A 12,885-nucleotide genomic window follows, 5' to 3' on the forward strand; every position below is an offset into this window, starting at 1 on the left:
GAAAAATGGATGAAAAAGATTTTAAGTGGTTTAGCTCTAACTGCGTCAATATTGGTGGTTTCAGCATGTGGGGCTGGCGAAGAAAATTCAGGTAATGAAACAACTGGTAGTTCAGAAAGTGGGGGCGGCGAGGTCAATATTGGCTATTTCCCTAACTTGGATCATGCAGCCGGGATTATTGGTAAAGAAAAAGGGTATTTTTCAGATGAAATAGATGGTGAAGTAGAATTTTTGAACTATCCTAATGGGAATGATTTTATTGACGCTTTAGATACAGGTGTTATTGACTTAGGATATGTTGGCCCTGGTCCTGCCATTAACTATTACTTGTCTGGTGGAGATGTGGTAGTCATTGGTGCTGCAGCGAACGGAGCTACATTAATTGTTTCGAGAGAAGATTCAGGTATTCACAGTTTAGAAGACTTTCCCGGAAAATCATTTTGCACACCTGGTAATGGTTGCACCCATAATGTCCAACTGGAAATTATGCTTCAAGAAAAAGGGATGAAAACAAATCGCCGTAATGGAGAAGTGGAACATCAATCAAGAGTAAACCCTGCAAGCATGGTCGCTATGTTTGAACAAGGACAAATTGATGCCGCAGCGGCACCTGAACCTTGGGGAACTCTTCTTGTGGAAGAACACAATGCTAATGTTGTTACAGAGTGGAATGAAGTTTTTCTAGGTGAAGAACTGGCCAGCGTCGTTTTAGTTACAACCCAAGAATTTATCGACGAAAATCCGGAACAAGTGGAACAAGCGTTAAGAGCTCACAACCGATCAGTTGAATTTGCACAAAATAATGAAGAAGATACGTTAGAAACGGTAAATGATTTGATCTATGGACTTACTCAAACTCGTTTACCTGAGCATGTTTTAGAAAAAGCTTGGCAGCGTATGGAAGTAACAACAGAAACTCATGCTGATGCTCTTCAAGAATGGGCTAACGCCTCTTATGAACTTGAATTTATGGATGAAGATCCAGATCTCGATGGTTTTGTCGATACTTCTATTTTAGACAAGATACTTGAAGAAGAATAAGTTGAAAGGATAATTGAGGAAATCCTCAATTATCCTTTTTTTATATACACTTTCTCAAGATCAATCCTCATCCCAAGAGCCCAATCAGACCGTACTTGATCGAATACAATATGAAGGAGATTACTTTGAATGGAGGAGGGACGAACAATGGATAATCACGAGACCGACCAAGTTAATCAACCTGAAAAGGACGAAAATAATAAACCTTCTGTAGATCCGTGGACAGAGATTATGTTTGGTAAGAGACCAGTAGCAGATAGTGAGCCAAAAGAAAGTGATACAGAAGAAAATTCGAAGGAGTTAAAAAGTAGCGACGAGAAAGAAGATAGTGATGATAAGCAGCCCCCACCTTTTTCTTGGATTTAATTGCTTTATTTAGTTATTCAGAAGAGCTCCTTCAAGGGAAGCGAAGGGGCTCACCTCTTACCCTTAAAAGTGTCCCGATGAATAAGTCTGGTATATTGTCTAACAAAAACAGGTAATAAAACACGGAACACATTATAATAACGTTAAGAACGATCATAGAGTGATAAGGAGGCAGTGTGATGAAAATAACAAAAGAACTTAGACTGCAAGAATTGTGCACGATCACACAGGTATTGGCACTGGTACATGCGAGTAGTGAATATACGAGTGATGTATATATCTACAAAAACAATACAGCTTATAACTCTAAATGCGTTCTTGGCCTAGTCAACGGATTAATCGGGATGAAGCAAAATGAAACAATTACTGTTGTAGCTACGGGAGAAGATGCAGAGGAAGCTGTTAGTCATTTAACCCATTTGATTGACAGGCCACCTACTGTTCCTGGAATCAATACACCTATTGCAGAGTAGAAATGACTGTTATTACCTTTGTAACCCTTTAGCGAACACCTCACACTGTGCTCAATAAATTCTTCTACAGAAACTGAGGCTACTTTTTTTCCTGATATAAATTGGGAAGAAAAGTAGCTTATATTCATCCACAAAAAAATCATCACGCGCATTTCTATATATACTCCCAGAAAGAACAAACCTCTTCTTTTCATTTCTTTCAAATAATTCGTATCTAATATTCTCATTTCCCATTGTATTTGATATAATACTCATGGTTAAAGTAAACTATAAATAGTGATTAGTTGAAATTCATCCTTTTGACTTTTAACTTGTACAACTAGCTGGAAATGACCGAGTACGATTTATTTCTATGGGATTAGTTATTACTTGGTGTTTGATTGCAGACTGTCAGAACAAATAGTCCAATGATCAATAATAACTCCTAACATCATATAATAAATGGTACATATATTATTTAAAAAAATGGGGAATGAACTCTTGAAATTAACTCCTGAACAACGAATTAAATTACACGATTTTAACAACTTAACAAAATCATTAAGCTTCAATATGTATGATGTGTGTTTTACTAAAACGAAAGAAGAACGAGAAGCTTACATTCGGTATATTAATGATCAATACAATGCCGAGCGTTTAACTTCCATTTTAAAAGATGTAGCCAGTGTTATTGGCGCTCATGTTCTGAATGTTGCTAAACAAGATTATGAACCTCAAGGAGCAAGTGTAACCATGCTCGTTTCAGAAGGGCCAGTGGAAGAAGCGCCCGATTCTGCCTTTGAAGAATCCCCAGGACCCTTACCTGAAGCTGCAGTATTGCATTTAGACAAGAGTCATATTACTGTGCATACGTATCCTGAATACAATCCAGTAGAAGGAATAAGCACGTTTAGAGCTGATATCGATGTGTCTACTTGTGGGGAAATTTCTCCGCTTAAAGCTCTCAATTACATGATCCATTCCTTTGACACAGATATTATGACAATGGACTATCGTGTACGAGGATTCACAAGAGATATTAACGGGAATAAGCTTTTTATAGACCACGACATTAATTCTATTCAAAATTACATTCCCGATGAAGTGAAAGATGAGTTTGATATGATTGATGTAAATATTTATCAAGAGAATATCTTTCATACGAAATGTAAACTTAAAAAGTTTGACTTAGATAACTATTTGTTTGGTTACAAGAAAAACGAATTATATTACGATGAGCAAAAAGAAATTGCTGCAAAGTTAAAACATGAAATGGATGAAATTTATTATGGGAGAAATATTACTCGGGCGTAACAATTAGCTTGATCTCAGGTAGCTAAGGCAGGTATCTATTTTAGGTTCCTGCTTTTTATTTATTTGCTTCTGTAATTCATATTAGTTTATTTCACCATATGAAAAGGTTGTGATAACGGTGAACATGACCCCTTATTTGGTTATCGCCGGTATTGTTTGTATCGGTGCATTAATCGGTACAATTTTAGTTGGAATGAATCCAAGTGACGAAAATTATGATAAGAAAAGAAAGAAACATTTTACAAACCTTTCAATAATATATGCCGCCACTTTTATTCCAGCGTTGATATTAACAATACTTTATTTTATTTACGGGTAATCCTCTCGTATTAGAAAGTGTGGAGATCAATATGACAAGCCCTCAAATTAAATTAATTGCTTTAGATATGGATGGCACGTTACTCAATGAGCATCATGAAGTCTCTGAATTGAATCGCAGTATGATTAAAGAAGCCCAGAAACAGGGGATCGATGTAGTTCTGTGCACTGGTCGTTCATTGATGGCTTGCGAAGATTATGCAAAAGAATTAAATCTAACATCTTACTTAGTTACTGGAAATGGTAGTGAAATATGGCATACATCAGGCGAACTTGTGGATCGAAGTGAGTTAAAGAGTGAACTCATTGAAATGATGTGGGAGTTGAGAAACAAACACCAGACAAACCATTGGGCTGCGTCTGTAGATAAAGTTTGGAAAAATGAGATGCCCGAAGATATTCCTAATTTCGATTGGTTAAAATTTGGTTTTGACATAGAGGATGACGAAGTCAGAAAGACTATTTTTGATCTGTTATCTCAGCATGACGAATTAGAAGTAAGTAACTCAAGTTTAACTAACATCGAAATAAACGCTGCAGGAGTCAACAAGGCCGTTGCGTTAACTAAGCTGTGTGAAAAATTAGGCTGCGAAATGGAAAATGTCTTAGCAGTTGGGGATAGTTTAAACGATATGGCTATGATTAAAGAATCGGGTGTCGGTGTGGCTATGGGCAACGCTCAGCAAATCGTTAAAGATCAAGCTAATTGGGTAACTACTTCACATAATGAAGATGGAGTAGCCAGAGCGATAGAGAAGTTCTGTTTCTCATCATAATGAAAAAACAATTTGTTTTGTTCTCTTAATTACTTTTCAAGGAATTATAGGTAGACTGGAGTGTTTTTTTGGATCCTATAGTAGAATTCTTCATTCTTGTCGTTCTTATTGCCATATTATCTTATATACCTTTAGTTGGACCGTACATTAAACTATTTAACACAATGATTCACGAAACGGGACATGCAGTAACGGCTATTCTTACTGGTGGAAGAGTTGAATCAATCTCCCTTTTCTCGAACACTGGAGGCTTAGCGATTACAAGGCATAGAAGTGTAGGAGGAAGAATTTTAACTTTACTTTCAGGTTATCCTGCGGCATCCTTATTTAGCGTGTTTATCATTTATGGTCTGACACAAGACTGGTACGAACAATTAGCTATGGTTTTAGCTGTGATCCTAGTCTATAATTTATTGTTTTGGGTACGTAATGCCGTTGGGTGGGTATGGGTTTTATCTGTCTTGGCAAGTCTTTATTTCATTTATACAAATGGATTTATGAGTGTATTTGAACACGTACTCACACTTATCGGTGGGGTCATCGTTATTCAAGCTTTCTTGAGTACTTGGATTATATTTGTTATCAGTATCAAAGATAGACACTCTGCAGGGGATGCTGCTTTACTGGAAAAAGAAACGAAAGTTCCATCCTTCATCTGGGGATTCCTCTTTCTTTTTCAAGGAACCGTCTCGTTTGCATTAGCACTTTTCATTTGGTTCGGCGGAGATCTATACCTTATCGTTGAAATTCTAAACTATATTTGATCAATAAGTTAAAAGAAGATATGTCTAAAGAAAGGAAGCTCTCGTAAAGAGGAGCTTCCTTTTTCACACTAATTTATTTCTACATATTGTGCTTGGAGAATAATTCTATCATCTGCTTATCTCTAATTTCCTGCTCTTTTTTTGTAATTAGATCATATTTTTTTAATAAATGGAAAGCTTCGTTCAAAGTTGGTTGAGTTAGACTTTTCTTTAAGAATTGATGCCACTCTTTAACTAAGTAATCTGGCAGAAACTCTTGTTGGTTATTAAACTTGTTTTTCACGTCTTCTAACGAATGATCTAGATTGCATTCAGCCATCGAAACACTCCTTTTAAAGTTAGATAAAATGTAGTTTCAGATAACAAAAGGTCATTTTCTGAAAAATTTTGTAAATCTATGCATATTTCTTTATTGAATGTTCAATATCTACTATACTGAAATGAACTGGAGGTGTAAACATGGCTAAAAAATACTTTACTCTAGAAGAAGCCAACCACTTGATTCCGTTAATGGAGCAAGAATTAATTAAATTAAGAGAATTACAAGGTGACTTTGATGATAAATTGAGCCATTTAAATAAATTGAAAACTGCAAATGAGTCTGTTCAAACCGATACTGGATCCCTGTTCAAGATGGAAAGTGAACTTGAATTTTTGGAAATGCAGGCCCAATTGCACGTGAACAATATTCAAAATACAGGTGCACAATTAAAAGGAATTGACCCTGGATTGATTGACTTTTTGTCCGTAAAAGAAGACGAAGAAATTTTACTTTGCTGGAAAGAGGGAGAGAAAGAAATTACTCACTATCATGGGGAAAGTGAAGGATTTGCAGGTCGAAAACCTCTATAAACTCACTCTTGTATCATCGAAGCAAACCTGTGTGCACAGGTTTGCTTTTTAAATACTTTTTTGGAAATTTTCTTAGTACTTTCTTTTGGTATAAGGGGGAGGGGGCAGTAAATCAGGACTTAAATCCCTAGTTATCTTATCTGAATTTATGTATAATTAAATTAGTAAAGGAGGCGTTTTCTGTGAATATCCCAAAACCGCTCGTTCAGCTCAATCAGTCTTTCATTATCATTAGCGTAATGACTGGTTTAATATTTTCCAATTGGATATTACTTATTCCGTTTTTAATAGGCGTGATTACTTTAATAACAAAGAAAAGCCCCATCATTCAGGTGGGAAAAAGCTTGTTAAAAAAACCATTTAAAGAGTATGATATGGAAGATCGAGATCAACAATTATTTAATCAATGGATTGCAACGATAAGCATTGGCCTTTCTATCCTCTTTTTCCAGATTGAATTTACACTACTAGGATATGTATTTAGCATAATGGTGGTACTTGCTGCCACTTTAGCATTAATGGGTTACTGTATAGGGTGCACGATTCGTTATCGGTATAAAATGTGGAGATATCAAAAATTCACAAACTGAAAGAAATTGTGAAAAGAGGCAAATAGTGGGTTAAATGAGCCCGCTATTTGCCTCTTTCTATATTTAAGCAGTTATTTGCTGATCACTCGAGAATCGTGATTTGGATTGTTTGTCGTCCAAAACTAAGTGCATCACTTTGATTTGGCATAAACAAATCAATCTTGTGCCCTTTAATGGCCCCGCCGGTGTCTCCTGCTATCGCTGTCCCATAACCTCCAACATAAACTTTAGAGCCTAAAGGAATTACATTGGGATCTACTGCAATCACTTTTTTATCAGGATTATTTCGTAAATCTAATCCAGTATAGGTAATTCCAGAACATCCATTGCAATATGCTGTGTAGGCAGTTGCTTCGACAGTCATATCTACACCTTTCATAGACGAAGATTGCTCCGTCGATACGTCATTCTCAGCATTCTCTGTCTCAGCGGATTCAGATTCGTCTGATTTATTATCTTCAGATTCCTCCACAGTTTGTTCCACTTCTGGTTCAGAAGACGTTTCAGTAGTCACTGGTTCATCCGCTTGTTCTAGTTCTTCCGACTCGCTCACTGACGATTCAATTACTGACTCTTCTTTAGATTCAGTTTTGTTTGAAAGTGGGGAAGAGGAGGACTGATCGGAATCATCTTCATTTTCAGTAACTACATAACCAGTCTGTAATACAGCGGTATGTATAGCACCATACGTTTCAGGGCCTGCTAATCCATCTACGGTAATATTATGAGAGGCTTGAAAGTCTTTGACTGCCTTGTTGGTAATAGGACCAAACTTTCCATCGATCTGCCCTTGGTAATACCCAAGTTTATTTAGATCTTCTTGTAATGCTTCGACGACAGACCCTTGATCACCGTCTTGCAAAATTAATAATGCTCCAATGGTGTGAGGACCCGCTAATCCATCTACGAAAATATCAGTCTCTTCTTGGAAGGTCTTCACTGCTTCACTTGTTGTGCGGTCGAATGCACCTTCTTTAGCATCTTCTTCTAAATAACCTCTATCATCAAGGAGTTCTTGTAATTCAGCAACATCAGAATGAACTTTCCCATTACCTAACAACTTATCTCCTAAGTTCGTTTCATTAGCAGCTTCACTAAATACAGGATAAAAAAAGAAAAAGGGCAACACCGCACAGAGAGCCACGACAAAATTCTTAAGTTTTGAGTGAATAATTACATCCATTGTTGTAATCCCCCTTAAATTTACCTTCTTAGGGTATCCATATAGACAAATAAATGGAGATAGTACGAACAATGGCAGGTTTAAACCTTTTGCAATAAAATTGTAATGTAATCATAAGGTATAATCTTCATTTCTTTTATAATCGATTTATCTATACACAAATTTACTTTTTTCATACAGGTATAATGGAGAATTTTACTTAAGTGCATATTATGTATAGATATAAATTAAATACAAAAAACCAGGTGCTTTATGCATCTGGTTTTCAATGGTGTATTAAGCTTTAGTCCAATTTGCATCTAAATCAACGCCCGCTGCTTTAAGAGTTGTGAAAACAGGACATCTTGCATCTGTTTTCTCTTTAAGCTCATCGATACGTTCCTGAGATTCTTCAGTAGACACTTTTGCATTAACTTGTACTTTTTCAAAATAAGGGCGTACATTTTTATCACCCATAAGACCTCTAGGATCTAATTCTCCATGTACATCAAATTCAATTGACTGTAGGTCAAAATCCATTTCCTTAGCAACCATATTGGCAATCACATTTTCACAGCCGGCTAGGGAAGCTAATAAATTAGACATTGGATCTTGACCTTTATCGGTTCCACCCATTTCTGCAGGCTCATCTATTGTAATTTGATGTTGGTTCGAATGTAAGTCGGCCCTCATGTTTTCCGTCTTACCAGTTACTTGAAATGTCATTTTTTTGCTCATTGAATAATCCTCCTTCATTACTACTTACACTTAGAGCTTAACAAAATAAATGTTCTTTTAACGTAAGCTAAATTACGTTGTTGAGAAATATTTCATTAAATTTGCTTTGTTACTCCTTTATACTTCTTTACCATTTCCGGTCGACAGAGTATTTAAACATTAGAGCAAGCAATGCACCAGAGTTTATACGTAATAATAACTGTTAATATCGTTCTAAAAATACTTTTACTTTATCGGCATTTACGTGTATTAGTAATTTTTTCTTTATAAATCCTTCTTTTTTTATCTGACTAATCGCAGCGCTTGTTGTTTCTCTAGTCGAACCAATCATATTAGCAAGATCCTGGTGAGTTAACTTCATATTTATGGATTGCCACTCGTTTTTTCTTTTCCCAGTCTTCTCACTTAAATGTAATAGTAAATATAAAAGTCTGTATTTTACATCACTCAAAGCAATTTTCTCACTTAAGCTGTATAGTTCTTTTAAGCGAGAGGAAAGGATCTTTATTAATTTCAGCGCTATTTTGGGGTTCTTTTCAATAAAGTCTTCAAATTGATTCTTACTAATAATACATACGTAAGAATCAGTCATAGCTTCGGCATATATTTGATCGTCTGTTAATGTTAAAGAAGAGGTCTCACCAAAGATATTACCATCAACAAGTACATCTACAGTAAACTGCTTTCCGTGTTGATTGCTTCGAAAAAGCCGAACTTGTCCTTGTTTAAGTAAAAACAGCGCTTCAATTGGGCGATCGGGAGATAAGATCATAGTACCTTTTTTTATTGGTTTCATTTCGCTCATGTTGTCTATGACTTTCAATTCTTCCAAAGGAAGTTCATCAAATAAACTAATTTGTGATAATAAAGATAATTTATCCATTAATTTCACCTCTTGTTAATCAAAGATCGAATAAAGCTCATTATACCGCAATTAGAGGATTTAAAAAGTACTTTCTCCTACAGAGATTTTTAAAGGAATGTGATGTAATTATTTTAATTAACTGGCTAGGAAAATTGGTAGTTTAAGAAATGGTAATTGTACAAAATTTATTGGAGGGACTTGATCATGAATAAACCAATCCTATATACAATAACAGGATGTAGTCACTGCCAATTAGCGAAAAAAAAATTAGAAAGTATTGGTATGAAGTATATAGAAAAAAATATACTACATGATTTCACCAGTGCTCAAGAACTCATGAAGATTAGAGGGGAGATAACTACACCGATGCTTGTCTTTGATGGTAAGATAACTTTAAACTACTGCGAAATTCATTCCGTTGAACATGTTAGAGCCAATTGGTGTTTTAGTCTATAAAAGACAAATTTAAGATGATATCCGATTTAAAGTGATCAATACGGGAAAGGCTGAAGTTTATGATTAAAGTCGTATTAGTCGGAGGGGGACATGTTCACCTTCATTTTATTAAACAACTTAGCAACAATCGTCTCGATGGGTTAGAAGTCATTCTAATTTCGCCGAGTCTTTATCAATATTACTCTGGAATGTTCTCGGGATACGCAGAGGGGCTTTATGAAGAGGAGGATATTCGTTTAGATTTACAGAAATTATCAAAAAAAGCAACAGTCACATTTATAGAAGATGCCGTTGTGAAAATTCATCCGAACGAAAATTATGTAACATTAAAAGGGGAAGAAACGGTTAATTATGATATCATCTCGTTTGATATTGGTTCTGAAACATTAGGGTCAGAAAAATCGGATATTATGAGTCATGCACAATTCATTAAACCAAATAATCGGTTTACTCAAACAATAGAACATGTTCGGTCAGCTTCTAAACCCGTTATTGTAGGTGGCGGAATTGCTGGGATTGAGTTAAGTTTCTCTATTCATGCTTGGAGAAATAATCGCAAAATACAATCTCCTATAACTCTAGTCACCGCATCACGGTTATTAGAAAGCGAAGACAAAAAGACATCAGAAAAACTGTTTGAAAAATTCAAGAAAACAAACATTAACCTATTAACAAATTCAAAAGTTGATTCTATTAATCACCGTGCTATTCATTTTAACAATGGCAAAGAATTAAGTTATGAGAAAATCTTATGGCTGACAGGCCCCAAATCTTCTAACCTGTTTAAAAGAAGTGAACTTGAAACGGATGACAAAGGTTTTTTAATGGTTACGAATTCACTACAGTCAATGGATTACGAAAACATTTTTGCAGCTGGAGACTGCGCTACATTAATAGACTATCCCAACTTACCTAAAAATGGCGTATATGCGATAAAACAAGCTCCCATCCTTTATAAAAATGTGCTTCGTTATATCAAGAGGGAACCTTTCGAGTATTTTAAACCACAGAACCGGTTTTTATCGATCTTGTCATTAGGAAATAGACGTGCCCTTCTTCTGTATGGTGGAATGAGTTTATCAGGAAAATTTCCATGGCGATTAAAAAACTATATAGATAAAAAGTATATCGATAGTTTTAAATAATCTCTAAGACATGTATCATAGTGACTAACTTATATAAATTAATACTAGATTAAGGAATGGTGGTGGTATTGTGAGTTATATCGAATTAATTGATGAGAACGACGCAGAAGGACAACTGCAAGAGATTTATGACAAGCTAGGTGGAAGGGTTGCGAATATATTGAAAGCTTCTAGTTTATTTCCTGAATCCTTGGAAGCGCATCTTAGTTTATATAAAACCTTGATGTTCAAAAAATCACCGTTGAGCCGATCACAAAGAGAAATGATTGCTACAACCGTATCTTCAATAAATGGCTGTCACTATTGAATGACCCATCATGGGGCGGCGCTCCATATGCTTACGAAAGATGATGAATTAGTCGAACAGTTGAAAAAAGACTATTCTGGGGCCGATTTAGATGAAAAAACTATGGCAATATTACTATATGCTGAAAAACTTACCTTGCAACCTAACAGTATAACAGATGAAGATGTAAACGTATTAAAAGAAAAAGGCTATTCCGATCGTGCCATATTAGATATGTGTCAAATTACAGCCTATTTTAACTTTGTAAATAGGCTTGCAGATGGATTAGGAATACAATTAGAAAAGGAATAAGGAGGAGTCATTTGTGTTATTAAATACATTTCCAAGTTTAGAGTTACAAACATTAGATGGGGGAACGTTCTCTTCACATGAGCTGAAAGGAAAGAAGACACTCATTTTCATGTGGGCTTCTTGGTGACGTTGTCGTGAACAGCTGTCAGGGTGGCAGCAATTTTATGAAAAGTACAAAGAACAAAATTTCGAGATTCTCTCGGTCTCAGTAGACATTCAAGGTCCAAATGTTGTTAAACCTTATGTAGATGAAATGCCATTTAAAACGGTCGTCGACACAGAAAATAAATTATCATCTTTTTTTGGCATGAAAATTATTCCTAATGGGATATTCATTGACGAAAACGGTATTATTCGGCTCATTAAACAAGGATTCCATGTGACGAACGAAGAGCATGTGGAAGCGCTTGAAGATCTTATCACTGAGAAAGTCGATACAGTAACCTTGGACGATGTTTATTATGAACCGATTGAAAAAGAAAATCCTCTAGAAATCGAGCTTGCGATCACAAAATTTAAATTAGCAATGGAACTAATGAATCAACACAAAAGAGAACTAGCACTCAAAGAGTTAGACGAGGCGTTACGGTACGATCCTGACAATTTCCTCATTCGAAAACAGCGATGGTATATACGTTATCCAGAAAAGTTTGAACCAACGATCGATATTGAATGGCAAAACGAACAATTAAAGAAAGAAAGAGATGTTGAAAGGGATGACTGTGGACCTGAAGGATGTAGAATTCCAGGTTCCAATTAGTAGGTGTAAAACCTGTCCAAGGTGGCTCAAAAACTTGTCTGAAGAGGCACCTTGGACAGGTTAAGGAACAGAAAATGAAGACATCGACAGTAAATAGATAAACCTGATTTTGTTCAAGAAAAAGCTAATCAATACTTAATGAGGGGATTAACTTCATTGTAAACTACAAGAAGATTATTTGGTTCTTTTAAAATTTAATCCTAGTTTACATAACACAAATTATAGGAACCAATTGAACAAAACAAATCTTTAGTCTCAATGACTAAGTAAACTTAATGTTTTGAGACAGAATTAAATTTTTTATGATTATTTCTATTTTTATTTAATTTTGATATTTTCATCTCGATTATAATATCTTAGCAAGTATGATTCTTTTCTTATAAAACGAATCAATGAAATCATTTGGTCTATTTTATACAAACTAACTACCTTGTTCATTTTTTTCTTTTTTGCTCAACCTCAATATGTTTTTAACTAGTTTTACTCCCTTCCTGAGGACGGTTCGCCATGCATCGTCAAAAATATCAAACTGCTGGCTTTCCGGTGACCTTTACCTAGAAGTCTTACAATCTTCTGTTCAACTACAGCAGAAGGATCTTTTGCTGTTTTACTTTCTAACTTCAAATGATCACTGCCTCCCTTCGTTTTTAGCATTATTAGTTTACATAATAAAATTATAATCAACTTC

19 protein-coding genes are annotated in these 12,885 nt (G+C 35.4%); 14 read left to right on the forward strand and 5 right to left on the reverse strand.

Translation table 11 applies throughout. The annotated features are described in order from the left end of the window. Positions 1 to 9 precede the first annotated feature (9 nt). The 7 genes from CR194_RS06670 to CR194_RS06700 all read left to right on the forward strand — a co-directional run bounded on the left by CR194_RS06670 (position 10) and on the right by CR194_RS06700 (position 5,031). Entirely contained in the window at positions 10 to 1,041 is a 1,032-nt protein-coding gene (locus CR194_RS06670) for an aliphatic sulfonate ABC transporter substrate-binding protein (RefSeq protein ID WP_110608825.1), read from the forward strand. A 147-nt stretch (positions 1,042 to 1,188) separates the two neighbouring features. Beyond that, positions 1,189 to 1,407: a hypothetical protein gene (locus CR194_RS06675; protein ID WP_110608826.1), complete on the forward strand. Its 219-nt coding sequence runs from the start codon at positions 1,189 to 1,191 to the stop codon at positions 1,405 to 1,407. A gap of 179 nt (positions 1,408 to 1,586) precedes the next feature. Further along, positions 1,587 to 1,880, forward strand: coding sequence for an HPr family phosphocarrier protein (locus tag CR194_RS06680; protein WP_110608827.1), 294 nt, complete (start codon positions 1,587 to 1,589; stop codon positions 1,878 to 1,880). Positions 1,881 to 2,360: 480 nt separating this feature from the next. Then, positions 2,361 to 3,173, forward strand: a complete 813-nt coding sequence (gene speD, locus CR194_RS06685; protein WP_110608828.1) for an adenosylmethionine decarboxylase — start codon at positions 2,361 to 2,363, stop codon at positions 3,171 to 3,173. 124 nt (positions 3,174 to 3,297) lie between these two features. Next, positions 3,298 to 3,492: a hypothetical protein gene (locus CR194_RS06690; RefSeq protein ID WP_110609000.1), complete on the forward strand. Its 195-nt coding sequence runs from the start codon at positions 3,298 to 3,300 to the stop codon at positions 3,490 to 3,492. Positions 3,493 to 3,511: 19 nt separating this feature from the next. Further along, complete coding sequence (locus tag CR194_RS06695; protein ID WP_408640730.1) at positions 3,512 to 4,267, forward strand: Cof-type HAD-IIB family hydrolase; 756 nt, start codon at positions 3,512 to 3,514, stop codon at positions 4,265 to 4,267. Positions 4,268 to 4,335: 68 nt separating this feature from the next. Beyond that, positions 4,336 to 5,031 carry a M50 family metallopeptidase gene (locus CR194_RS06700; protein ID WP_110608830.1) on the forward strand — a complete coding sequence of 232 codons (696 nt, stop codon included), beginning with the start codon at positions 4,336 to 4,338 and terminating at the stop codon, positions 5,029 to 5,031. Between the two features lie 79 nt (positions 5,032 to 5,110). On the opposite strand, the gene CR194_RS06705 is transcribed toward CR194_RS06700, so the two are convergent. Next, the gene (locus tag CR194_RS06705; protein ID WP_110608831.1) at positions 5,111 to 5,350 is read right to left on the reverse strand and encodes a group-specific protein; all 240 of its coding nucleotides are present in this window, start codon (positions 5,348 to 5,350) and stop codon (positions 5,111 to 5,113) included. Positions 5,351 to 5,490: 140 nt separating this feature from the next. On the opposite strand from CR194_RS06705, the gene CR194_RS06710 reads away from it, so the two are divergent. Together CR194_RS06710 and CR194_RS06715 are read left to right on the forward strand one after the other, a co-directional pair. Further along, positions 5,491 to 5,883: a DUF2203 domain-containing protein gene (locus tag CR194_RS06710; RefSeq protein WP_110608832.1), complete on the forward strand. Its 393-nt coding sequence runs from the start codon at positions 5,491 to 5,493 to the stop codon at positions 5,881 to 5,883. Between the two features lie 182 nt (positions 5,884 to 6,065). After that, positions 6,066 to 6,473, forward strand: coding sequence for a DUF4395 domain-containing protein (locus CR194_RS06715; RefSeq protein WP_110608833.1), 408 nt, complete (start codon positions 6,066 to 6,068; stop codon positions 6,471 to 6,473). A gap of 82 nt (positions 6,474 to 6,555) precedes the next feature. Here the strand turns inward: CR194_RS06715 and CR194_RS06720 are convergent, their stop codons facing one another. From CR194_RS06720 to CR194_RS06730, 3 genes are all read right to left on the reverse strand, one after another. Beyond that, entirely contained in the window at positions 6,556 to 7,656 is a 1,101-nt protein-coding gene (locus CR194_RS06720; RefSeq protein WP_110608834.1) for a peptidoglycan-binding protein, read from the reverse strand. A gap of 276 nt (positions 7,657 to 7,932) precedes the next feature. Then, a complete protein-coding gene (locus tag CR194_RS06725) occupies positions 7,933 to 8,373 on the reverse strand; it encodes an OsmC family protein (RefSeq protein WP_110608835.1) in 441 nt (146 codons plus the stop codon). A 202-nt stretch (positions 8,374 to 8,575) separates the two neighbouring features. Next, entirely contained in the window at positions 8,576 to 9,256 is a 681-nt protein-coding gene (locus CR194_RS06730; RefSeq protein ID WP_110608836.1) for a Crp/Fnr family transcriptional regulator, read from the reverse strand. Positions 9,257 to 9,442: 186 nt separating this feature from the next. Here CR194_RS06730 and CR194_RS06735 point away from each other — a divergent pair, with 186 nt between their 5' ends. The 5 genes from CR194_RS06735 (at position 9,443) to CR194_RS20505 (ending at position 12,197) form a co-directional block, all read left to right on the forward strand. Further along, positions 9,443 to 9,694, forward strand: coding sequence for a glutaredoxin family protein (locus tag CR194_RS06735; RefSeq protein ID WP_110608837.1), 252 nt, complete (start codon positions 9,443 to 9,445; stop codon positions 9,692 to 9,694). A gap of 59 nt (positions 9,695 to 9,753) precedes the next feature. Next, entirely contained in the window at positions 9,754 to 10,839 is a 1,086-nt protein-coding gene (locus CR194_RS06740; protein WP_110608838.1) for an NAD(P)/FAD-dependent oxidoreductase, read from the forward strand. Between the two features lie 70 nt (positions 10,840 to 10,909). Next, positions 10,910 to 11,437 (forward strand): carboxymuconolactone decarboxylase family protein, encoded by a 528-nt coding sequence (locus CR194_RS20785; RefSeq protein WP_332888660.1) that lies wholly within the window; start codon positions 10,910 to 10,912, stop codon positions 11,435 to 11,437. A gap of 13 nt (positions 11,438 to 11,450) precedes the next feature. Further along, positions 11,451 to 11,564: a TlpA family protein disulfide reductase gene (locus CR194_RS20845; protein WP_408640731.1), complete on the forward strand. Its 114-nt coding sequence runs from the start codon at positions 11,451 to 11,453 to the stop codon at positions 11,562 to 11,564. A gap of 15 nt (positions 11,565 to 11,579) precedes the next feature. Next, on the forward strand, positions 11,580 to 12,197 hold the full coding sequence (locus tag CR194_RS20505) for a TlpA disulfide reductase family protein (protein WP_233254266.1): 618 nt from the start codon (positions 11,580 to 11,582) through the stop codon (positions 12,195 to 12,197). Between the two features lie 480 nt (positions 12,198 to 12,677). Here the strand turns inward: CR194_RS20505 and CR194_RS20230 are convergent, their stop codons facing one another. Beyond that, complete coding sequence (locus CR194_RS20230) at positions 12,678 to 12,851, reverse strand: hypothetical protein (RefSeq protein ID WP_158282191.1); 174 nt, start codon at positions 12,849 to 12,851, stop codon at positions 12,678 to 12,680. Positions 12,852 to 12,885: the final 34 nt, after the last annotated feature.

This window comes from Salipaludibacillus keqinensis (assembly GCF_003226325.1).
GTDB lineage: Bacteria > Bacillota > Bacilli > Bacillales > Salisediminibacteriaceae > Salipaludibacillus > Salipaludibacillus keqinensis.